The following is a 19,964-nucleotide window of genomic DNA, read 5'->3' as shown; positions in this document are numbered from 1 at the left end:
GCCTAAATCGGCTATAATGAAGCTAAAAAATTTGGATAAAAATGAGTAAAAAACTATTAGTTTCATGCCTTGAGCCTTCTGCAAATTTGCATTTGGGTGAGGTTTTAGAATTTTTGCCTAAATATGAAATTTTAGGGATTTTTGACGAGAAATTCGGTAAGCCTTATATGAGGAGTTCTGAATTTTCGGCAATGGGATTTGTAGAAGTATTGCCGCTTTATTTTAAAGCTAAGCGCGCTATAAAAGAGATGGTAAAGCTAGCAAAAGAGTCTGATCATATCTTGCTAATAGATTCTCCTGCATTTAATCTTCCTCTTGCAAAAGCGATAAAAGAGGCAGGCGTTAAGGCTCCTATTACTTATTATATATTGCCGCAGGTTTGGGCTTGGAAGCCAAAAAGAGTAGCAAAGGTAGAAAAGTATTGCGATAACTTGGCTTCTATTTTGCCGTTTGATGCCAAATTTTATAATCGCTGCATTTATGTCGGACACCCATTGCTTGATGAGCTTAAAGTGCGTAAAAATACTCTTATAGATAGTAAGAAATTTGCTTTTATGCCGGGCTCTAGAAAGGCCGAGATAGCTCGTCTGATGCCGATTTTTAGAGAAGTTGCAAAAAAGATAGATGGAGTAAAGCAGCTGGTGGTTCCTCCTCATTTGATGAATGAGCTGGAAATTTACGGAGATATAGGTGAATTTGAAGTTGTAAATAACGCTCCAAGAGCCCTTTTGCAAAGTGAATTTGCGTTTATCTGCTCGGGAACCGCCACTCTTCAGGCGGCATTGATTGCGACTCCGTTTGTTTTAGCCTATAAGGCTAAAGCCATTGATATATTTATAGCTAGGATTTTTGTTAAGCTAAAATTTATAGGTCTTGCTAATATAATGCTTGATTTTATGGGAGAGAACAAGCTTCATATTGAGCTCTTGCAAGATGAGGTAACGGCTGAAAATTTACTAAAAGCATATGAAAATTGTGATAAAAATAAATTTATAGAAGGTTGTATAAAGCTACGCAACTATTTAAAGCACGGCTCTGCCGAAAATGTAGCTAATATAATAAAAAAGGATTAAAATGACTGAATTAATGACGGTTTTTGGGTATGAAAAGATAACGAACGAACTTAAAAATTTAAAGAGCGTAGAGCGTCCTAAGATAGTCGAGGAGATCGATATAGCAAGGAGTCACGGCGATCTTAAGGAGAATGCCGAGTATCATGCGGCACGTGAGAAGCAGGCCTTTATCGAGAGTAGAATAGCTGAGCTTAGCGATATAGTAAGCCGTGCAAAAGTTATCGATCCGACCGAATATGAGCACGAAAAGGTTAAATTCGGCTCTACGGTTGTAATTATGGACGTTGAAACCGAGATGGAAAGAACATATACCCTAGTCGGCACTCCTGAAAGTAATTTAGAACGCGGTCTAATATCGATAAATTCGCCTCTTGCCAAGCAGCTAATAGGTAAATTTGAAGGCGATGAAGTGACTTTAAATTTACCAAACGGTAGAAGCGACGTGGAGATAGTTTCGGTAGATTATAGGCCTATTAAATTTGGAGACTAATTATGAATGTAGGAATAATAGGGGTTAGCGGATATACTGGATTTGAGCTAATAAAACTGCTTTTAAATCATCCTAAATTTAAGATTAACTACCTAGCTGCAAGCTCTGAGAGTAGAATAGAAGAGATTTTCCCATCTTTAAAGAGTGTTTTCGAGTTTGACGTAAAAGTAGCGGACGCTAAAGAAGCTGCTAAAAAGTGTGAACTTGTATTTTTGGCTCTTCCCCATCAAGAGGCGATGAAGTATGCCAAAGAGCTTTTAAGCTTAGGTGTAAAGGTTGTGGATTTTTCTGCTGATTATAGGCTAAGTCAAGCCCTTTATGAGAAAAATTACTGCGAACATCTGGATCCAAAAAATTTGGCAAATGCCGTTTATGGACTGGTAGAGCTAAATAGAGATAGGATAAAATCGGCAAATTTAATAGCAAATCCTGGTTGTTATCCTACTGCCTCTATTTTAGATATAGCTGCGTTTTTGCCATATATCGATAGAGATTTTGGTGTTATAATCGATGCAAAAAGCGGTGTCAGCGGTGCTGGCAAAAAAGCAAGTACAACAACTCATTTTGTAAGCGTAAATGAAAATGCAAACGCTTATAATCCTATAAAACACCGCCATAGTGACGAGATAAAAGAGCAAATTTCTCTTCTTGCCGGCACTCAAATCCCAACTCTCTTTGTGCCTCACCTGCTTCCTATAACCCGTGGAATGCTAGTAAGCGTATATGCTAAACTAAATAGCCAGATAGAGCCCTTGGAAATTTTGCGTAAATTTTATAAAAATGAGAAATTTATTCGTATCATTGATAAGCCTTCAAATATAAAAGACGTTGCGGGAACGCACTTTTGCGATATCACAGCCTATATAAGCGAAGATAAAATTTTTATAAATTCAGCCATTGATAATCTTTTAAGAGGAGCTAGCTCGCAAGCCTTAGCTAATGCGAATTTGATGAGTGGATTTGAAGAGAGCTTGGCTTTACCAACTTTAACCGTAATGCCTTAAAATGAGTCAAACTATTATAAAAAACGGAGCGATTTTTATTGCCGATGCTCACGAAAATGAAAATCGTCGCCATTTTTTAAAATTTTTAAAATCCCTAAAAGAGGGCGAGATAAAGACCTCGCAACTTTTTATAATGGGCGATATGTTTGATTTCTTATCCGATTTTTGCGACTATTCGCTTGAATTTGCGAGTGAATATATAAAACTTCTTGACGAGCTTGGAGAAAGGATGGAGATTCATTATTTTGAAGGAAATCACGACTTTAATCTTAGTAAAATTTTCAAAAATATCAATGTCTATCCTATTGAAAAACAGCCTGCAAATTTCTTAACTCAAAATCAAGAGAGCGTTCAGATAGCGCATGGAGATATATTTTTGCCTTTTGTTGATAAATATGCTTTGAGATTTTTAAGGCTAAAGCTATTTTTAAAATCTATTAACTTCATTGATAATATTTTAAATTTTAAAATTTCAAAAGCGATTTTTACAAAACTTAGAGATAAAAATTTAAGCTATAAAATTTTAAATTTTAGAGAGATTATAGCTAGACACTTAGTAAATTTTGACGCTAAATTCGTCATTGAGGGACACTTTCATCAAGGAGAGATTATAAAATTTGAAAATTATGAGTATATAAATATTCCTTGTTTTGCATACGATCAAAGTTATTTTGTAGTAGAATATGACAAAAATATTAAGTTTGCCAATACAAGGGGCCAAAATGTTTGATGATAAAGTTTTAAAAACCGGTTCAAACGAAATGGAACTTGTTGATTTTCGCATCTTTAAGCAGACGGGAGACAAAGTATATGAGGGTATATACGGAGTAAATGTTGCTAAAGTGCGTGAAATCATTAAGATGCCTAATTTGACCGAATTACCCGGTGTTCCTGAATATATAGAGGGAATTTTTGATCTGCGCGGAGTTGTTATACCTGTTATAAATTTGGCCAAATGGATGCAGATAAAAGAGCCTACCGGAGTAGCTATAAAGCCTCGAGTGATAATATCAGAATTTAGTGAAATTTTAATAGGTTTTATAGTTCATGAGGCTAAAAGAATCAGACGTATAAGCTGGTCTGATATAGAGGCTACGAGTTTTTCCGCAAATTCAGGCGCTCTGGATAAAGGTAAAATCACAGGCGTTACTCGTATAGAAAACGATGAAGTATTACTGATACTTGATCTTGAAAGCATAGTTGAAGAGCTTGGAATTTATAGCCCTAAGATAGAGGTTGAGATAGATAAGACCAAAGCTTTAACCGGACTGGCTTTAGTGCTTGACGATAGCTCTACCGCAAGAAAACTTGTAAAAGATACTCTTGAAAAGATGGGTTTAAAAGTGGTTGAGGCAAAAGACGGAGTGGAAGGACTTGCTAAGATGCAAGATCTATATGATATGTATGGGGATAAGTTGCATGATTATTTAAGAGTAATTTTAAGCGATATTGAGATGCCTCAGATGGACGGATACCGCTTTGCAGCTACTTTAAAAGATGATAGTAGATACTCTAGTATTCCGATAATATTCAACTCTTCATTAAATAATATGTATAGTGAGGCTCAAAGTAAAGAGGCCGGCGGTGCAGCATACCTAACTAAATTTGATGCCACTTTGCTTTATAATGAGGTGCTTCGCGTAGTCGAAGTACACAAATCTGCTAAATAGGGGTATAAGATGGATGATATGAAAGAGATACTTGAAGACTTTTTAGTAGAGGCCTTCGAACTTGTTGAGCAGATTGACCATGATCTTATTGAGCTTGAGTCAAATCCTGAGGATTTGGAGCTTTTAAATAGAATTTTCCGTGTAGCGCATACTGTTAAGGGTTCATCATCGTTTCTAAATTTTGATATCTTGACTAAACTTACTCATCATATGGAAGATGTTTTAAATAAAGCTAGAAAAGATGAGTTAAAAATAACCCCAGATATCATGGACGTAGTTTTAGAATCTATAGACATGATGAAGGAGCTTTTACATGGCATAAGGGACAATGGTAACGATACTGATGTAGGTATAGAAATTTCTGATATTTGTGCAAGACTTACAGCTATTTCAGAGGGAGAAGCGGCTCCTGCGGCTGAGCAAAAGCCTGCACAAAAAGTTCCTGAGACAAAACCAGAGCCAGAGCCAGAAGTTGAACCTGAACCTGAAATAAGCGATGAAAATTTATCAAATTTAACAGATGATGAGGTTGAGGCTGAAATAGAGAGATTGTTAAAGGTAAGAAAGGCTGAAGATCATGCTAGACGTAGTCAAAAGGCAGCATCCGCAGCAGCATCTACTCCTGCCAACAAGCAGCCAGCTCCTGAGCCAGCATCGCCTAAACCAGCACCCGCTTCTAAGGCAAATGAAGCCGACAAGGATAAGAAGGTTCCGGCAGCATCTAGCGGATCTGATGCCGAGCAGACAATCCGCGTAGAGGTAAAAAGACTAGATCACCTTATGAATCTAATAGGTGAACTCGTCCTTGGTAAGAATAGGCTTATAAAAATTTATGACGATGTCGAAGAGAGGTACGAGGGTGAAAAATTCCTTGAAGAGCTAAATCAAGTAGTATCCGGTTTAAGCTTAGTTACTACCGATATCCAGCTTGCAGTTATGAAAACCAGAATGCTTCCTGTGGCTAAGGTATTTAATAAATTTCCTAGAATGATTAGAGATTTAAGTAGAGAGCTTAATAAACAGATAGATCTTGAAATAACAGGAGAAGAGACAGAGCTTGATAAGTCTATAGTAGAACAGATCGGCGATCCTCTTGTGCATATGATTAGAAATTCTTGCGATCACGGCATAGAAAATGCGGCAACTAGAATTGCTGCAGGCAAAAGTGAAAAAGGAACCATCGAGCTAAAAGCCTATAATGAAGGAAATCATATCGTAATAGAGATAGCTGATGACGGTAAGGGTCTTGACGCTGATATGCTAAAAGCTCGCTCTGTAGAAAAAGGAATCATTACCGAGCGAGAAGCGGATACAATGAGTAATAAAGAGGCGTTCGGACTTATATTTAAGCCTGGATTCTCGACAGCAGCAAAAGTTACCAACGTAAGTGGACGTGGCGTGGGAATGGATGTCGTTAAGACAAATATAGAAAAATTAAACGGAATTATAGATATAGAGAGTGAGCTCGGCAAAGGCACGGTAATGAAGCTTAAGATACCTCTTACTCTAGCTATTATGCAATCGCTTTTAGTAGGAGTTCAGGAGGAATTTTACGCTATTCCGCTTGCAAGCGTTCTTGAGACTGTGCGAGTGCCTGTAGATGATATATATACAATAGATGGAAAAAATGTGCTTAGACTTAGAGACGAAGTTCTATCTCTTGTAAAACTTTCAGATATTTTCGGTGTAAAGCAGGTATTTGACAACGGAGATCAGACTTATGTTGTCATAATAGGCGTAGCCGAAACAAAACTTGGAATTATAGTAGATAGTCTTGTAGGGCAAGAAGAAGTTGTTATAAAATCTATGGGAGAATATTTGCAAAATATCCCTGGAATAGCTGGTGCTACGATAAGAGGAGACGGAAGAGTAACTCTAATAGTAGATGTGGGAACCATGATGGAGATGGCAAAAGATATCAAAGTAGATATAAAAGCCAGTATGGAATCATCAAAGGCGGTTAAAGAAAAGCCAAGCGATTATAAGGTCTTGATTGTAGATGACTCTAAAATGGATAGAACTATCATGCAAAAATCCCTTGAGCCACTTGGAGTAACTGTTCTGGAGGCTACTAATGGAGTAGAGGCTCTTGCTATTGTAAAATCAGGCGAGCATGCACTTGATGCAATTTTAATAGATATTGAGATGCCTAGAATGGATGGATATACACTAGCCGGAGAAATTCGTAAGTATTCAAAATATAGAAATTTACCGCTAATTGCCGTTACTTCTAGAACTTCAAAGACTGATAGACTAAGAGGTGTTGAGGTAGGAATGACTGAATACATAACCAAGCCGTATTCGTCAGAATATCTTGAAAACGTAGTTAGAAAAAATATTAAATTGATAGGATAGAACATGAATGACAAACTAAATCAGGTTCTAAAAAGACAAAAAAAACAGATGGCTGATCCTGCCGAAAAGGATAGAGACGAGGTAATCCAGCTTGTCGGATTTATCGTAGGTGAAGAAGAGTATGCTATACCTATTTTAAATATAAAAGAGATTATTAAGCCTATTGAGTATACTCGCGTGCCAAGTGTTCCGGATTATGTCCTGGGTGTATTTAATCTAAGAGGAAGCGTTATCCCTCTTATAGATTTAAGAAAGAAATTCGCTCTTGGCTCGGTTAAGCCCGGTCCAAGCACTAGGTATATAGTAATGAAAGATGAGGAAAATGTGGCAGGCTTTGTCATAGACAGGCTAACGGAAGCCATTAGGATAAAAAGAAATAGGATAGATCCGCCGCCTGAGACTTTGATTAAAGACAAGGGTATGATATACGGCATAGGCAAAAGAGATCAAAATATACTTACGATTTTAAAAGTCGAAGCTCTTTTAAAGCGTGATTTTTAAAAGGTTACAAATTGATAAAGCTTTGTGTATTTGATTTTGACTCCACGCTTATGGATGGAGAGACTATAGATTTTTTGGCTCAGGCTTGTAAAGTAGGAGATGAGGTAAGCAAGATAACTAGGATGGCCATGGCTGGAGAGCTTGATTTTTTTGAGAGTCTTACTAGAAGAGTTGCTTATTTAAAGGGTCTTGAGCTTTCTATTGTTGATGAAATTTGTGAAAAATTACCGCTTATGAACGGTGCTTTTGATCTTATAGATCATTTAAAAAGTAAAGGCGTCAAAGTTGTAGTTTTTAGTGGCGGATTTCATTCTGGCACGGATAGGGCGCAAAAGAAGCTTAAATTTGACGCATCTTTTGCCAATATTTTACACCATAAAGACGGTAGGCTTACCGGGCTTGTTGGTGGCGAGATGATGTTTGGCTTTTCCAAAGGAATTATGATGCAAAGCCTGCAAAGCCTGCTTGGTATTAGCAAAGAAGAAACTATGAGCGTAGGAGATGGAGCTAACGATCTATCGATGTTTGAGCATTCGAATATAAAAATAGCCTTTTGCGCAAAAGAGATTTTAAGAGCCAAAGCCACTCATTGTGTGGATACAAAAGATCTAAGAGAGATTATAAAAATAGTATAGGGAGAGAATATGTTTAATAACGATGTTAAATTTTCACTTTGGTGTGATTTTATAGAGCGAGATTTTTTAGATAATGAATTTATAAAGCTTATAAATTCTAATACTATCAATGGAGCAACCTCAAATCCCGCTATATTTAAATCAGCCTTCTTGACTTCTCCTGCATATAAGAGTACGATTAAAGAGAATGAAAGAAGGCATGAAAAGCAAATTTATGAAATTTTAGCCGTGCAAGATATTAAAATTGCTGCAGATAGGCTTATCAAAAACTATGCCGATGACGATGATGGATTTGTTAGTATCGAAGTAGATCCAAACTTATGCAACGATACGCAAGGCACTATTGAAGAGGGGGTTAGGCTGTTTAATACAGTTATGATGCCAAATGTTATGATCAAAATTCCGGCTACGAATGCAGGGTTTGACGCTATGAGCGCTTTGATGGCTAGAGGAATTCCTGTAAATGCTACTTTGATATTTTCTCCAGATCAGGCTATTAAATGTCTTGATGCTTTTGAAAGTGGCGCTAAAGAGTATCAGAAAAAATTCCCGAATACAAAAACACCAAAGGGCGTAATCAGTATATTTGTAAGCAGATTTGATAGGCTTCTTGATGGAGTGATGCGAGAAAAATCTCTTCCTACTGGGCAGATAGGCATAATGAATGCTACTAAAATTTATACAATCATACAAAATAGAAAGTTAGATAATGTTAGAGCGCTTTTTGCAAGTACAGGAGTAAAAGGAGATGATTTAAGAAAAGATTACTACATAAGAGAGCTTATGTATGAAAACTCTATAAATACAGCTCCGCTTGATACCATTAAAGCATTTCTCGAGCAAAAGAGTGAGCCTAAAAAGGCGGTTAGCGAGGATAGTATAGAGAAGTTTTTTGAGGTTGTCTCTAGAGCCGGTATAGATATGAATAGAGTCTATAAAGAGCTTTTAAGTGATGGTCTTAAACAGTTTTTACAGGCTTATGACGACATAATGAAGGCGTTAAAGCAAGAATAAAATTTGGAACTTGAAATGGAAAATTTACAACAACAATCAGAATTAGATTTTGGATATTTGCAAAGAAAAAAGTTAGATGCTTATCTTTCAGAACTTGTTTCAAAGGGTGGAAGCGATTTACACATAAGGGCAAATGGGGTTATTAGAGGTAGGTACAACGGTGAAATTCAAAAAATGAGCGATGATATTTTGAGTTATGAAGATGCTATGGCTCTTACTAAAGAGATTTTAAGAACAAATTTTGATAATTTAGTTGTCAAAAAAAGTGTAGATTTTACATACAAACTAAATGAAGATTATCGTTTTCGTGCTAATGCTTTTTTCCAAATAGATGGTGTTTCTATGGTATTTAGAACGATACCAACTAAAATTCCAAATATGCAAGATCTGTTTTTACCACCTGTTCTTGAGAAGCTTTGTAATAATGTAAACCGTGGATTTATACTTGTAACAGGACCTACGGGAAGTGGCAAGACAACTACTTTATCAAGTATGATTAATTATATCAATAAAAATAAAAATAGACATATTATTACAATTGAGGATCCTATAGAATTTATCTTTTCAGAAGAAAAGAGCATTATAAATCAAAGAGGTATAGGTCAAGATGTACATAACTTTTCTGATGCATTGCGAGCAGCCCTTCGTGAGGACCCTGATGTGATACTTGTTGGAGAGATGAGAGACTTAGAGACTATTAGAACAGCCATGGCTGCTGCTGAAACAGGACACTTGGTTTTAGCTACTCTGCACACCCTTGATGCAAAAGAGACTGTGGGTCGTGTTATAAATATGTTTCCAAAAGAGGAGCAAAATCGTATTAAGATGACATTTTCTTCGGTTGTAGAAGCTATCATATGCCAAAGATTTGTTAGGACGGTAGATGACAAAAGGCGCGTAGCCGTTGAAGTACTTGTAAAAAATACCAGAATCAAAGATATGATACTAGATGGTAGAGAGGATGAAATTTATGATGCCATAGAGCAGAGTAGGAATACTTATGGTATGCAAACTTTCGAGCAACATCTTCTTGAGCTTTATAATGAAGGCATAATAGACAAACATGAAGCTTTAGAAAAATCAAGCAGAAGAAGCGATCTTGAATTAAGAATTAAAAATGCAGATCTCGCTAAGCGTAAGATGTTATTAGAAAATTCTGATAATGAAACCAGGGACAACGAGGGCATAATAGCTCTTAAAGAGATATAAACTATATACTTTTACTATGAGCAACTATTAAAGTATAAATTTATAAATATTTTGGTATCATCAGCACTTATTTTTCATGAAAGGAATACGATGTTAGAAGGTATCGTTAGAGAGAGTATCGGTAAAAAAGCTGCTAAAGCTTTAAGAAGAGATGGTTATCTAATCGCGAACATTTACGGCAAGGGATTAGAGAATATCGAAGCGGCATTTAAGGTAAATGAATTTATCAAAGAGGCTCGCAAAAAAGAGAACCTTGCGTTTGATGTAAAAGTTGGCGACAAGACCTTAAAAGTCGTTATAGTTGAGTATCAAAAAGATCCTATTACAAATGCGCTTAAGCATGTTGATCTAAAAGTAGCCCTTCCAGGAGTTATCTCAAAATACATGATCCCTGTTAAGCCTTTTGGAACTCCAATTGGTCTTAAAAATAAAGGTGTTTTAGTTCAATCTAAAAAAAGGCTCGCAGTAAAATGTGCAGCTGAAAATTTACCAAACGCATTTGATCTTGACGTAAGCAAACTTGATGTCGAAGATACTATCTTAGTAAGAGATATTTCAGTTCCAGCAGGCGTTACAATGGTTGATGCAGGCCATGTCGCCGTAGTTGGAGTTGTCAAAGCTAAATAATTAAGGCAAGGCTTTGAACCTTATAGTTGGGCTGGGAAATCCCGGTCCACAATATGAAAAAACAAGACACAATATCGGGTTTATGCTTATAGACCTGCTTAAAAATGAAAAATTTACAGATGTAACATCTTCAAAATTTCAAGGTGAACTTTTTAAATTTTCAAATTTACTCCTGCTAAAACCTCAAACTTTTATGAACTTATCCGGAAATAGTGTAAAAGCAGTAAATGACTTTTATAAGCCTGAACGCATAATTGTCATTCATGATGATTTGGATCTAAAACTTGGAGTAGTTAAATTTAAGATAGGTGGCAGCAGTGGAGGTCATAACGGTATAAAGTCCATCGATTCCTTAATAGGAAGCGATTATGAGCGAGTTAGAGTAGGCATAGGAAGGTCTCAAAATTCAAGTGTTACCGGGCATGTTTTAGGAGATTTTAGCCAAGATGAGAGTGAGTGTCTTAAAAAAGTTTTAAATTATACAAAAGAGGCTGTAACGGAGCTTATTAAAAGCGATATTAATACTATTTCACAAAAATATTCTAGTAAAAAAGGCATATGCGCGTGAATTTGTATGCAAAATATGTTGGCTGGAACTATTTTAAATCATTTCTGATTATATTTTTTTCATTAGTTTTGTTTTATACCGGCATTGATATTTTGACAAATTTAAAAGATATGCCTTCAAGTGCGAATCTAAAATTGCTATATTTTACGCTTACTTCAATGGCTGCGATCGGCTATGTTTTGCCACTTTCTTTGATTTTTGCTTTGATTATTACCAAATTTAACATGATTAGGAGCAATGAGCTTGTTAGCTTTTACGCCCTTGGAGTAAGTAAAAACGCTCTTATCAAACCACCTTTTTTTATATCAATTTTTATAACTTTAATTTATATAGGGCTTAATTTTACACCATTTGCATACTCTTATGAATTTCAAAGAAATTTGATAAAAACATCACAAATTTCAGGCATTAGCTCTGATATTTTTTTAAAATTCGGAGGCAAATTTGTATATATAGACGAGCTAAATCCTGTAAGTGCAAATATACGCGATGTGAGAATTTTTGATGTGATGGACGGCAAGTTGTTAAGTGCTACTTTTAGTAGCGAGGCAAAATTTAATGAGAATAAATGGACTTTAAAAGATGCGAATGTCACGACCATGCCTAAAGTTATAGAACTTGGCAAAGATGGTCTTGATATCAAACACCATGAAAATCTTATTGCGCTTGATGGGTTTAAGCCAAAGACGATAGAGAGTGCATATCAGTCAAATTCATCGCTATCAATTCCTGATGCTTTTGATTTTATTACTGCTTTTGAAAAAGAGGGAGTTGGACTAAATTCTGCTAAAACAACTCTTTATAGCCTCTTATTTTCGCCATTTTTTGCTCCCATTACGGTTCTTATCATATACTACTTTTTGCCCGTTACAGGACGTTTTTTTAATTTAGCACTCACGAGTTTTGTGTTTATTATAGTTACGCTTTGTAGCTGGGGAACTTTTTTTGTACTGATGAAATTTGCACATAACTCTATAATTTTGCCAGAAATTGGAGTTATATTGCCACTATTTTGTCTATCGGGCTTTGCCCTATATCTTTACTTTCGTAACCGTTAAGAGAGTTTTAGGCAAAATTCAAGTAAAATCTACCTATTTTTATTAAGGTTAGATCGATGAATTTTGAAAATTTGGCTCAAGTTTATGGGACTCCTCTTTATGTATATGACTTTAATCATATAGCTTCACGCTATGAAACTCTAAAAAAAGCATTTCATGCACGAAAATCTTTGGTTTGTTATGCTGTAAAAGCAAATTCAAATTTAAGCATTTTGAAACTTTTAGCCTCTCTTGGAGCTGGGTTTGACTGTGTAAGTATAGGAGAGGTAAGACGCGCCTTAACTGCCGGAGCAAAAAGATATCAGATCATTTTAAGTGGAGTTGGCAAAAGGGATGACGAGCTAAAATTTGTACTCGAGAATGAAATTTTGATGATAAATTTAGAGAGTGAAGCCGAGATGTATAGGCTAGAAAAAATTGCTCAAGATCTTGGCAAAATCGCTCGTATAAGCATTAGAGTAAATCCTGATATAGATGCCAAAACTCATCCTTATATCTCAACCGGACTAAATGAGAATAAATTCGGTGTAGATATAACAACTGCAAAAAAAATGTATCTGCATGCTAAAAATTCGCCTTTTCTCGAACCTATTGGCATACATTCACATATAGGCTCTCAACTTACTGACATAACCCCGATAATAGAGGCTTCAAGAGTGGTTTCAAACCTGCTTAGAGAGCTAAAGGCTATAGAGATAGATATTAAATTTTTTGATGTCGGAGGCGGAGTTGGCATAGTATATGATGGCGAGGAAGAGCCTAATTTATACGATTATGCTCAAGGGATTTTAAGTACTCTTAGCGGACTTGATGTCACTATAGTCTGCGAGCCAGGACGATTTATAGTGGGCAATTGCGGATATTTTTTAACTAGAGTTTTATATGAGAAATTTAATAAACAAAAGCGTTTTGTAGTGGTTGACGGGGCTATGAATGATCTAATTCGCCCAAGCCTTTACGGAGCGTATCATAAAATTTCAATAGTTGGTAAAGAGGGTAGCGAGAGCGAGTGTGACGTAGTCGGACCAATATGCGAGAGTGGGGATTTCTTGGCTAAAAATATAAATTTACCACCTTGTGATAGTGATGATTTGCTCGTGATAAGATCTGCTGGTGCATACGGTTTTACGATGAGTAGCAATTATAACTCTCGTCCAAGAGCCGCTGAAGTCGGCATAAAAGACGGGAAAGATTTTTTAATTAGAAAGCGTGAGAGTTTTGAAGATCTAATAGCGCTTGAAAAGGATCTGATTTGATCTTTATCGATGTTCAAGGAACCCTGATAAGCGATAGCGATAAAAGCCTTATAAATGGGGCAAAAGAGCTTATAGATTTTTTAAATTTTAAAAAAATTCCATACGTAGTGATTACGAATAATACAAAATTTAGTAGTTTGGATTTTTTAAAAGAGTTGCGAGACAAGGGGCTTGATATCAAAGATAAGGCGTACATAGATCCTTTTTATGTTTTAAAAGATATTTTGCCCACTTGCCAGGTAGTCGCCTTTGGTTCTGATAAATTCAAAAAAGTATTGCAAAATTTAGGATATGAGTTAGAGTTTTCAAATTTAGCTAAGGCTGTTTTGGTAGCGAGCGGGGATGATTTTAAATTTGATGAATTTAGCAATATGATAGAGATTTTACAAAGCGGCGCAAAACTAATTGCTATGAGTGAAACCAGCATATATAAAAAAAATTCTAAAAGTTACCCTGGTGTGGGAGCCATAGCTAAGATGCTAAACTACGCCACAGGACAAGAATACAAAGTAGTAGGTAAGCCAAGCAAGGAGTTTTATAGAGCCGCTTTAAGGTTATTAAATTCGCAAGGCTTTAATGCAAATTTTAAAGATGTTTTGATAATAAGCGACGATGCAAAGGGTGATTTGGTAGGTGCTAAAGAGCTTGGAATGAGGACTGCTCTGGTTTTAAGCGGTAAGGTTGATAGTGCCTTAAAGGCTGGAGTGGAGCCAAAATTTATAGATAAAATTTACAAAGATGTAAGCTTATTTTTAAAGGAACTAGATGCAGAATATAAATGATTTGCGAGAAGAAATCGACAAGATAGACGACGATATCTTAAAAAAACTAAATGAGAGAATGAGCTTTGTCAAAAAAATAGGCGAGTTAAAGCAAACTAGCGGTACTTCGATATATCGTCCTGAACGTGAGAGAGCGATATTAAACCGTCTTGAGAGCTTAAGCTCAAATATTTTAAATAAATCTGCAATCGAGGCTATTTATCTTGAAATTTTTGCCGTAAGTAGAAATCTTGAAATGCCAGAAAAAGTCGCTTATCTAGGGCCTGAGGGCACATATACTCATCAAGCTGCCGAGAGTAGATTTGGTGCGATGAGTGCGTATTTACCGCTTGCCAGCATTGAGGCTGTTTTTACAAAGCTAAAACACAAAGAGGCTAAATACGGAGTAGTGCCTATAGAAAACAATACCGAAGGTGCTGTAGGAGCGACGCTAGATTGTCTTGGAAGATTTGAAAATATCAAGGTTGTGGCTGAGCTTTATATGGATATTCATCACTCTTTTGCAAGTGTTTGCGAGAATTTAAAGGATATCAAAAAGATATATTCGCATCCTCAAGGATACAATCAGTGCCGTAAATTTTTAGACGATCACTTGCTTTTAAATGCTGAGTTTATACCTACGAAATCCACTGCAGAGGCGGCTAAATTTGCAAGTGAGGATCAAAATTCTGCGGCAATTTGCTCCAAGATAGCGGCTAAACTTTATAATGTTCCTATTTTGTTTGAGACAATTGAGGATAATATGGCGAATAGAACGAGATTTTTTATTTTAAGTGATTTTAAAAACGAACGCTCGACAAAGAACAAAACCTCTATTTTGGCAAAGACTGACCACAGGCCAGGAGGGCTTGCGGATCTGCTTACGGCATTTAGAGATGAGGGGATAAATCTAACTAGGTTGGAGAGTCGTCCTATAAAAGAGCGTGAATTTAAGACCGTCTTTTATATCGATTTTGAGGGGCATATCGATGATGAAAATGTCCAAAGAGCTATAGATAAAGCCAATAGTTTTGGAGACGAGATAGTTTGGTTGGGAAGCTACATACCAGGAGATCAAAGATGAAATTTAACGATAAATTAGCAAATTTAATAAATTATGAGGCTGGCAAGCCAATAGAGCTTGTGGTGCGTGAATTTGGTATAGCGCCAAAGGATGTAATTAAGCTAGCGAGTAACGAAAATCCTTTCGGAACAAGTCCAAGAGTTATTGAGGCGATAAAAAATTGTGCGCAAAATATGTATCTTTATCCTGATGATAGCTATTATGAGCTAAAAGAAGCCTTGTCGGCTAAATTTAACGTGAATACGAAAAATATAATAATAGGCTCCGGAAGCGATCAGGTGATAGAATTTGCGGTTCATGCCAAAGCAAATTCGAAAAATGCCGTATTGATGGCAGGAGTAACCTTTGCTATGTATGAAATTTACGCCAAGCATACCGGAGCAAAAATTTATAGAACTCAGGCTAAAGGGCATAATCTGGAGGATTTTTTAAAAGTTTATAATGATAAAAAAGATGAAATTTCTATGATCTTTTTATGCTTGCCAAATAATCCTTTAGGAGAGTGTCTAAATAGAGATGATGTGTATAAATTTTTAGAGCAGATTGATAAAGATGTGATGATTGTAATAGATGGCGCTTATAATGAATTTGCGAGATTTAAAGACAAAAATAAAGAAATTTGTCCTAAAGATTTGATAACTAAATTTAAAAATACTATTTTTCTTGGTACTTTTTCTAAAGCTTACGGACTTGGAGGAATGCGCGTAGGATACGGAATAGCCGATGAATTTATAATAAATGAACTTGGCAAACTAAGAGCCCCTTTTAATATAACTACCCTTAGTCTAAAAGCGGCCATAGAAGCTCTTAAGGATCAGGAATTTGTAGATAAGACCGTAGAGGCTAACTTTCAAGAGATGAAAAAATATGAAAAATTTGCAAAAGAGCATAATATAGAGTTTATTGATAGTTATACTAACTTTATAACTTATAACTTTGAGCGTGAAAATGCAACCGAGATTGCCAAAAATCTGCTAAAAAAAGGTATAATTTTACGTGATTTGAAAAGTTACGGTATGAATTCAATTAGAATTACCATAGGTTTGCCAGAGCAAAATGATAGAGTTTTAGATGAATTAAGGAAAGCTATAAAATAAAATATGGATTTTAAAACCGCATTTCAACAAATCGGACACATTTATCAGAGCCTCTCTATAAGACAGCGCATAGTTGCGGCAAGTTCTGTCGTGCTTGTGGTTGGATTTTTAGTCTTTTTAAGCATTTATAAAAGCTCTCAGACAAACTATGACGGATATAGCGTTCTTTTTGAGAGTGTTAATCCTAGCGACTCGGCACTTATTATTCAGCAGCTTGAAAAAGACGGGGTTAAATATAAAATTTACAATGAAGGCACTATTTTAGTCCCAAATCAAGATGTTTACAAAGAGAGAATTTCGATAGCATCCTTGGGTATTTTAAAGGATAATAAAGTAGGCTTTGAAATCTTTGACAAACAAGAATTCGGAGCTACCGACTCTGAACAAAAGGTAAAATTTCAAAGAGCTTTAGAGGGTGAGCTTGCTAGGACAATAGAGAGCCTAGCACCTATAGAAAAGGCTATGGTGCGCATAGCCATACCAAAAGAGACTCTATTTACAGAAAGAACTACTCCGCCTTCGGCTTCAATAGTATTAAATTTAAAAACCGGAAATAGCTTAAATTTAAAGCAGATTTCAGGTATTAAAAATTTAGTTTCGGCTGCGGTTGCAAATTTAAGCACTCAAAATGTAAAGATAGTAAATCAAGATGGAATTCCTCTTGGCGAAGAGGATGGCGAATACGATAGCGATCAGATAAATCAGCAGATAAAATATAAAAGAGAGTCGGAAAACGCACTTGAGCAAAAGATTATAAATGTCCTTTCGCCTATAGTTGGAGGCACTCATAAAGTAGTAGCCAAGGTAACTATAGACTTTGATTTTGCCAGAAAAGATAGTGAGAGCGAGACCTTTGATCCAAATTCTGTAGCAAGAAGCGAACAGAGCGTAGAAGAGAAGCGACAAGGCTCTAAAGAGCGCGAAGTCCAAGGTGTTCCTGGTGCTGTTAGCAATATAGGTCCGGTTGAAGGGATAGATGATAAAAAGCTTGAGGAGCAGTATTCTAAGAGCTCATCTACTACAAACTATGAAATTTCAAAAAAAGTTATGCGTATCAAAGATCAATTCGCCACTATTAAGCGCTTAAGCGCCGCTGTAGTGGTTGACGGCAGGTATGAGAATAAAAAAGATGAAAATGGAAATTTAACTAAAGAGATCGTATATACACCTCTTACAAATGAGCAACTAGACAAGATTAGTGCGCTTATAAAGCAATCGGTGGGATTTGATACAAATAGAGGCGATGAGGTAACTGTAAGTAACTTTGAATTTCAAAGACCTGGCACAGATACTCCTGTAAATAAGGTAAATTCGTTTTTTGATGCTTACATAAATCCTTTTATGCCTATATTTAAATATATATTTGTCGGAATTTTATTATTTATATTTTACAAAAAAGTTATCGTTCCGTTTATGGAAAAAATGCTTCAAAATATCAAAGAAGAGGAGCCCGATATACAAGATGACATAGTAGATCTTGAGGATAGCGAGGATGCCTTGGAGAAATTTAAAGCAGCTAAGAAAAAGGTCGAAGAGCAGCTTGGAATCGGAAGTGATTTTAATGAGGATGAGCTTAGGTATGATGTGCTACTTGAAAAAATGAAGCTCATCGTGCAAGAGCGAAGCGAAGAGGTTTCGGTATTGCTTCAAGATATGGTTAAAAACGACTCTGACTTTAGTAATCGCAAGGACTTTTAATGGCTACTAATCTAAATGAACAACAAAAGATGATGTATGACGATCTTTCTATGCCTGAAAAAGTTGCGATACTGCTTATACAGCTTGGCGAGGACGCCACTACGCTTTTGTTTTCTCATATGGAAGTTGATGTTATCACTGAAATTTCAAGGTATATAGCGACTGCAAAGAGTGTTGATAAGCAGGTAGCGGCGGCTGTTTTAGAGGAATTTTATGCTCTAATGCAGTCAAATCAATATATGAGAAGCGGTGGCTTAGAATACGCCAAAGAGATTCTTTACCGAACTTTTGGACCTGAGACCGCACAAAAAATCCTTGATAAGCTTGCAAAAAGCATGGAGAGTTCAAAGAGTTTTGGATATTTAACTAAAATCAAACCTCAACAGCTTGCCGATTTTATTATGAAAGAGCACCCTCAAACTATCGCTTTAATTTTAGCTCATATGGATCCAACCAGTGCTGCAGAGACGCTTTCGTTTTTATCAGATGAACTTAGAAGCGAGGTTGTGATTAGAATGGCGAATTTGGGTGATATTAGCCCATCTGTTATTAAACGTGTATCAACAGTGCTTGAAGGAAAGCTTGAAAGCCTTACTTCGTATAAGGTTGAAGTTGGCGGTCCAAGAGCCGTTGCAGAAGTGCTTAACCGCCTTGGTCAAAAGGCCTCAAAATCCACTATCGAATATATTGAAGATGTCGATGATAGGCTTGCTACTACAATTAAAGAGCTTATGTTTACGTTTGAAGATATCAACACGCTTAATCAAATAGCTATTAGAGAAATTCTCAAAAATGTCGACAAAAAGGATCTAATGATAGCTCTTAAAGGTTCTGGCGATGCGCTTAAAGAGAAATTTATGGGTAGTATGTCTCAGCGTGCAAGCGAAGCGTTTAAAGAAGAGATGCAATACCTTGGAGCTGTTCGCGTAAAAGACGTGGAAGAGGCTCAGCGCCGCATAGTAGAGCAAGTGCAAGCCCTAGCTGATCAAGGAGTCTTCCAAGTCGGTGAAGCAGAAGAGATGATAGAATGAGAAGCAGCGTAATAACTAACGAAGATACTAAAAGCCATTTTGTAGAGAGCTATAGATTTAAGGTTTTAGGTCAAGAAAAAAAGGCGAATGATAGCCACGAAAATGAGCATGCGGGTAAAAATAGTATCAATAGCGAAAATTCAAATATAGCTAATTTTGCTACAAATTTTGATCACTCCATAAAAAATAATCAGCAAATACCAATATCTCAAGATCCAAAAATAGAGTCAAATTTCGTAGAAGAACTTTTAAAGCGCACAGATGAGCTTTCTGGAAATATCATAAAGCTTCAAATGAAGATAGAAAATCAAGAGAGTGAATTTGCAAAACGCCTAGAAAATGAAACTATAAGAGCTAAAGAAGAGGGTCTTAGGCAAGGTTTTGAAGATGCCAAGGCTAAATTTGAGAGTGAATTAAAATCACTTGAGTCAAGATATCTAAATTCGGTAGCGAAGCTAGATAGTGAAGTTGCTAAATTTGAGAATTTTCTAAGCTCAAGCGAAAACGAGCTCTCAAGCACAGCAATCGATATTGCAAAAGAGATTGTCAAAAAAGAAATTTCATCAAATTCTTCAAGTGTTGCTTATGCACTTGCAAAATCTTTAATAAAAGAGCTGAATGAGGCTAAAAAGCTACAAATTAGAGTTAATATTAAAGATTTTGAGTTCTTAAAAGAGCATTTTGGCACCAGTGAAAATATACAAATTTTAGCCGATGAAGCTATAAACGTAGGTGGTGTTATATTGATGAGCGATGCTGGAAATCTTGATGGAACTATTGAGGCTAGGTTTGAAAAGATAAAAAGGATAGTTGGCGAATAGTATATGAATGAT

General features: G+C 36.2%; 20 protein-coding genes. All 20 read left to right on the top strand.

Going from position 1 to position 19,964, the window contains the following annotated elements; translation table 11 throughout:
* The first annotated feature begins 41 nt into the window (after positions 1-41).
* The 20 genes from lpxB (at position 42) to fliH (ending at position 19,952) form a co-directional block, all read left to right on the top strand.
* Positions 42-1,073 (top strand): lipid-A-disaccharide synthase, encoded by a 1,032-nt coding sequence (gene lpxB / locus CDOMC_RS08630; protein ID WP_172129371.1) that lies wholly within the window; start codon positions 42-44, stop codon positions 1,071-1,073.
* A 1-nt stretch (position 1,074) separates the two neighbouring features.
* A complete protein-coding gene (greA, locus tag CDOMC_RS08625; RefSeq protein WP_169973506.1) occupies positions 1,075-1,563 on the top strand; it encodes a transcription elongation factor GreA in 489 nt (162 codons plus the stop codon).
* A 2-nt stretch (positions 1,564-1,565) separates the two neighbouring features.
* Positions 1,566-2,567, top strand: coding sequence for an N-acetyl-gamma-glutamyl-phosphate reductase (argC, locus tag CDOMC_RS08620; protein WP_172129369.1), 1,002 nt, complete (start codon positions 1,566-1,568; stop codon positions 2,565-2,567).
* 1 nt (position 2,568) lies between these two features.
* Positions 2,569-3,297 (top strand): UDP-2,3-diacylglucosamine diphosphatase, encoded by a 729-nt coding sequence (locus tag CDOMC_RS08615; protein WP_172129367.1) that lies wholly within the window; start codon positions 2,569-2,571, stop codon positions 3,295-3,297.
* Complete coding sequence (locus CDOMC_RS08610) at positions 3,290-4,237, top strand: chemotaxis protein (RefSeq protein WP_169973501.1); 948 nt, start codon at positions 3,290-3,292, stop codon at positions 4,235-4,237. Before CDOMC_RS08615 ends, CDOMC_RS08610 begins: the two co-directional genes overlap by 8 nt.
* Before the next feature lie 9 nt (positions 4,238-4,246).
* Positions 4,247-6,592: a hybrid sensor histidine kinase/response regulator gene (locus CDOMC_RS08605; protein WP_172129365.1), complete on the top strand. Its 2,346-nt coding sequence runs from the start codon at positions 4,247-4,249 to the stop codon at positions 6,590-6,592.
* Positions 6,593-6,595: 3 nt separating this feature from the next.
* Entirely contained in the window at positions 6,596-7,093 is a 498-nt protein-coding gene (locus CDOMC_RS08600) for a chemotaxis protein CheW (protein WP_172129364.1), read from the top strand.
* An 11-nt stretch (positions 7,094-7,104) separates the two neighbouring features.
* Positions 7,105-7,728: a phosphoserine phosphatase SerB gene (gene serB, locus CDOMC_RS08595; protein WP_172129362.1), complete on the top strand. Its 624-nt coding sequence runs from the start codon at positions 7,105-7,107 to the stop codon at positions 7,726-7,728.
* A 9-nt stretch (positions 7,729-7,737) separates the two neighbouring features.
* On the top strand, positions 7,738-8,742 hold the full coding sequence (locus CDOMC_RS08590) for a transaldolase (RefSeq protein ID WP_172129360.1): 1,005 nt from the start codon (positions 7,738-7,740) through the stop codon (positions 8,740-8,742).
* 15 nt (positions 8,743-8,757) lie between these two features.
* A complete protein-coding gene (locus CDOMC_RS08585; protein WP_172129358.1) occupies positions 8,758-9,951 on the top strand; it encodes a type IV pilus twitching motility protein PilT in 1,194 nt (397 codons plus the stop codon).
* A gap of 90 nt (positions 9,952-10,041) precedes the next feature.
* Positions 10,042-10,578 carry a 50S ribosomal protein L25/general stress protein Ctc gene (locus CDOMC_RS08580; protein WP_172129356.1) on the top strand — a complete coding sequence of 179 codons (537 nt, stop codon included), beginning with the start codon at positions 10,042-10,044 and terminating at the stop codon, positions 10,576-10,578.
* Between the two features lie 13 nt (positions 10,579-10,591).
* Positions 10,592-11,146: an aminoacyl-tRNA hydrolase gene (pth, locus tag CDOMC_RS08575; protein ID WP_172129354.1), complete on the top strand. Its 555-nt coding sequence runs from the start codon at positions 10,592-10,594 to the stop codon at positions 11,144-11,146.
* Positions 11,143-12,204, top strand: coding sequence for an LptF/LptG family permease (locus tag CDOMC_RS08570; RefSeq protein ID WP_172129352.1), 1,062 nt, complete (start codon positions 11,143-11,145; stop codon positions 12,202-12,204). Before pth ends, CDOMC_RS08570 begins: the two co-directional genes overlap by 4 nt.
* Before the next feature lie 56 nt (positions 12,205-12,260).
* Positions 12,261-13,460 carry a diaminopimelate decarboxylase gene (lysA, locus tag CDOMC_RS08565; protein WP_172129350.1) on the top strand — a complete coding sequence of 400 codons (1,200 nt, stop codon included), beginning with the start codon at positions 12,261-12,263 and terminating at the stop codon, positions 13,458-13,460.
* Entirely contained in the window at positions 13,457-14,242 is a 786-nt protein-coding gene (locus CDOMC_RS08560; protein ID WP_172129348.1) for an HAD-IIA family hydrolase, read from the top strand. The genes lysA and CDOMC_RS08560 overlap by 4 nt, the downstream gene beginning before the upstream one ends.
* A complete protein-coding gene (pheA, locus tag CDOMC_RS08555) occupies positions 14,226-15,305 on the top strand; it encodes a prephenate dehydratase (RefSeq protein ID WP_172129346.1) in 1,080 nt (359 codons plus the stop codon). The genes CDOMC_RS08560 and pheA overlap by 17 nt, the downstream gene beginning before the upstream one ends.
* Complete coding sequence (hisC, locus tag CDOMC_RS08550) at positions 15,302-16,402, top strand: histidinol-phosphate transaminase (RefSeq protein WP_172129344.1); 1,101 nt, start codon at positions 15,302-15,304, stop codon at positions 16,400-16,402. Before pheA ends, hisC begins: the two co-directional genes overlap by 4 nt.
* Before the next feature lie 3 nt (positions 16,403-16,405).
* On the top strand, positions 16,406-18,100 hold the full coding sequence (fliF, locus tag CDOMC_RS08545; protein WP_172129342.1) for a flagellar basal-body MS-ring/collar protein FliF: 1,695 nt from the start codon (positions 16,406-16,408) through the stop codon (positions 18,098-18,100).
* Positions 18,100-19,131 (top strand): flagellar motor switch protein FliG, encoded by a 1,032-nt coding sequence (gene fliG / locus CDOMC_RS08540; RefSeq protein ID WP_172129340.1) that lies wholly within the window; start codon positions 18,100-18,102, stop codon positions 19,129-19,131. Before fliF ends, fliG begins: the two co-directional genes overlap by 1 nt.
* Positions 19,128-19,952 carry a flagellar assembly protein FliH gene (gene fliH, locus CDOMC_RS08535; protein WP_172129338.1) on the top strand — a complete coding sequence of 275 codons (825 nt, stop codon included), beginning with the start codon at positions 19,128-19,130 and terminating at the stop codon, positions 19,950-19,952. The genes fliG and fliH overlap by 4 nt, the downstream gene beginning before the upstream one ends.
* Positions 19,953-19,964 lie beyond the last annotated feature (12 nt).

Origin of the sequence: Campylobacter sp. RM16192, assembly GCF_004803855.2 — a bacterium.
Lineage (GTDB): Bacteria > Campylobacterota > Campylobacteria > Campylobacterales > Campylobacteraceae > Campylobacter_A.
The sequence above is the reverse complement of the archived record's forward strand: the minus strand, read 5'-3'. Positions and strand labels throughout refer to the sequence as shown.

What these genes read in the sequence shown, in the direction of transcription:
- lpxB (WP_172129371.1), top strand. Translation starts at nt 42, where the DNA reads ATGAGTAAAAAACTATTAGTTTCATGCCTTGAGCCTTCTGCAAATTTG.
- greA (WP_169973506.1), top strand. Translation starts at nt 1,075, where the DNA reads ATGACTGAATTAATGACGGTTTTTGGGTATGAAAAGATAACGAACGAA.
- argC (WP_172129369.1), top strand. Translation starts at nt 1,566, where the DNA reads ATGAATGTAGGAATAATAGGGGTTAGCGGATATACTGGATTTGAGCTA.
- CDOMC_RS08615 (WP_172129367.1), top strand. Translation starts at nt 2,569, where the DNA reads ATGAGTCAAACTATTATAAAAAACGGAGCGATTTTTATTGCCGATGCT.
- CDOMC_RS08610 (WP_169973501.1), top strand. Translation starts at nt 3,290, where the DNA reads ATGTTTGATGATAAAGTTTTAAAAACCGGTTCAAACGAAATGGAACTT.
- CDOMC_RS08605 (WP_172129365.1), top strand. Translation starts at nt 4,247, where the DNA reads ATGGATGATATGAAAGAGATACTTGAAGACTTTTTAGTAGAGGCCTTC.
- CDOMC_RS08600 (WP_172129364.1), top strand. Translation starts at nt 6,596, where the DNA reads ATGAATGACAAACTAAATCAGGTTCTAAAAAGACAAAAAAAACAGATG.
- CDOMC_RS08590 (WP_172129360.1), top strand. Translation starts at nt 7,738, where the DNA reads ATGTTTAATAACGATGTTAAATTTTCACTTTGGTGTGATTTTATAGAG.
- CDOMC_RS08585 (WP_172129358.1), top strand. Translation starts at nt 8,758, where the DNA reads ATGGAAAATTTACAACAACAATCAGAATTAGATTTTGGATATTTGCAA.
- CDOMC_RS08580 (WP_172129356.1), top strand. Translation starts at nt 10,042, where the DNA reads ATGTTAGAAGGTATCGTTAGAGAGAGTATCGGTAAAAAAGCTGCTAAA.
- lysA (WP_172129350.1), top strand. Translation starts at nt 12,261, where the DNA reads ATGAATTTTGAAAATTTGGCTCAAGTTTATGGGACTCCTCTTTATGTA.
- pheA (WP_172129346.1), top strand. Translation starts at nt 14,226, where the DNA reads ATGCAGAATATAAATGATTTGCGAGAAGAAATCGACAAGATAGACGAC.
- hisC (WP_172129344.1), top strand. Translation starts at nt 15,302, where the DNA reads ATGAAATTTAACGATAAATTAGCAAATTTAATAAATTATGAGGCTGGC.
- fliF (WP_172129342.1), top strand. Translation starts at nt 16,406, where the DNA reads ATGGATTTTAAAACCGCATTTCAACAAATCGGACACATTTATCAGAGC.
- fliG (WP_172129340.1), top strand. Translation starts at nt 18,100, where the DNA reads ATGGCTACTAATCTAAATGAACAACAAAAGATGATGTATGACGATCTT.
- fliH (WP_172129338.1), top strand. Translation starts at nt 19,128, where the DNA reads ATGAGAAGCAGCGTAATAACTAACGAAGATACTAAAAGCCATTTTGTA.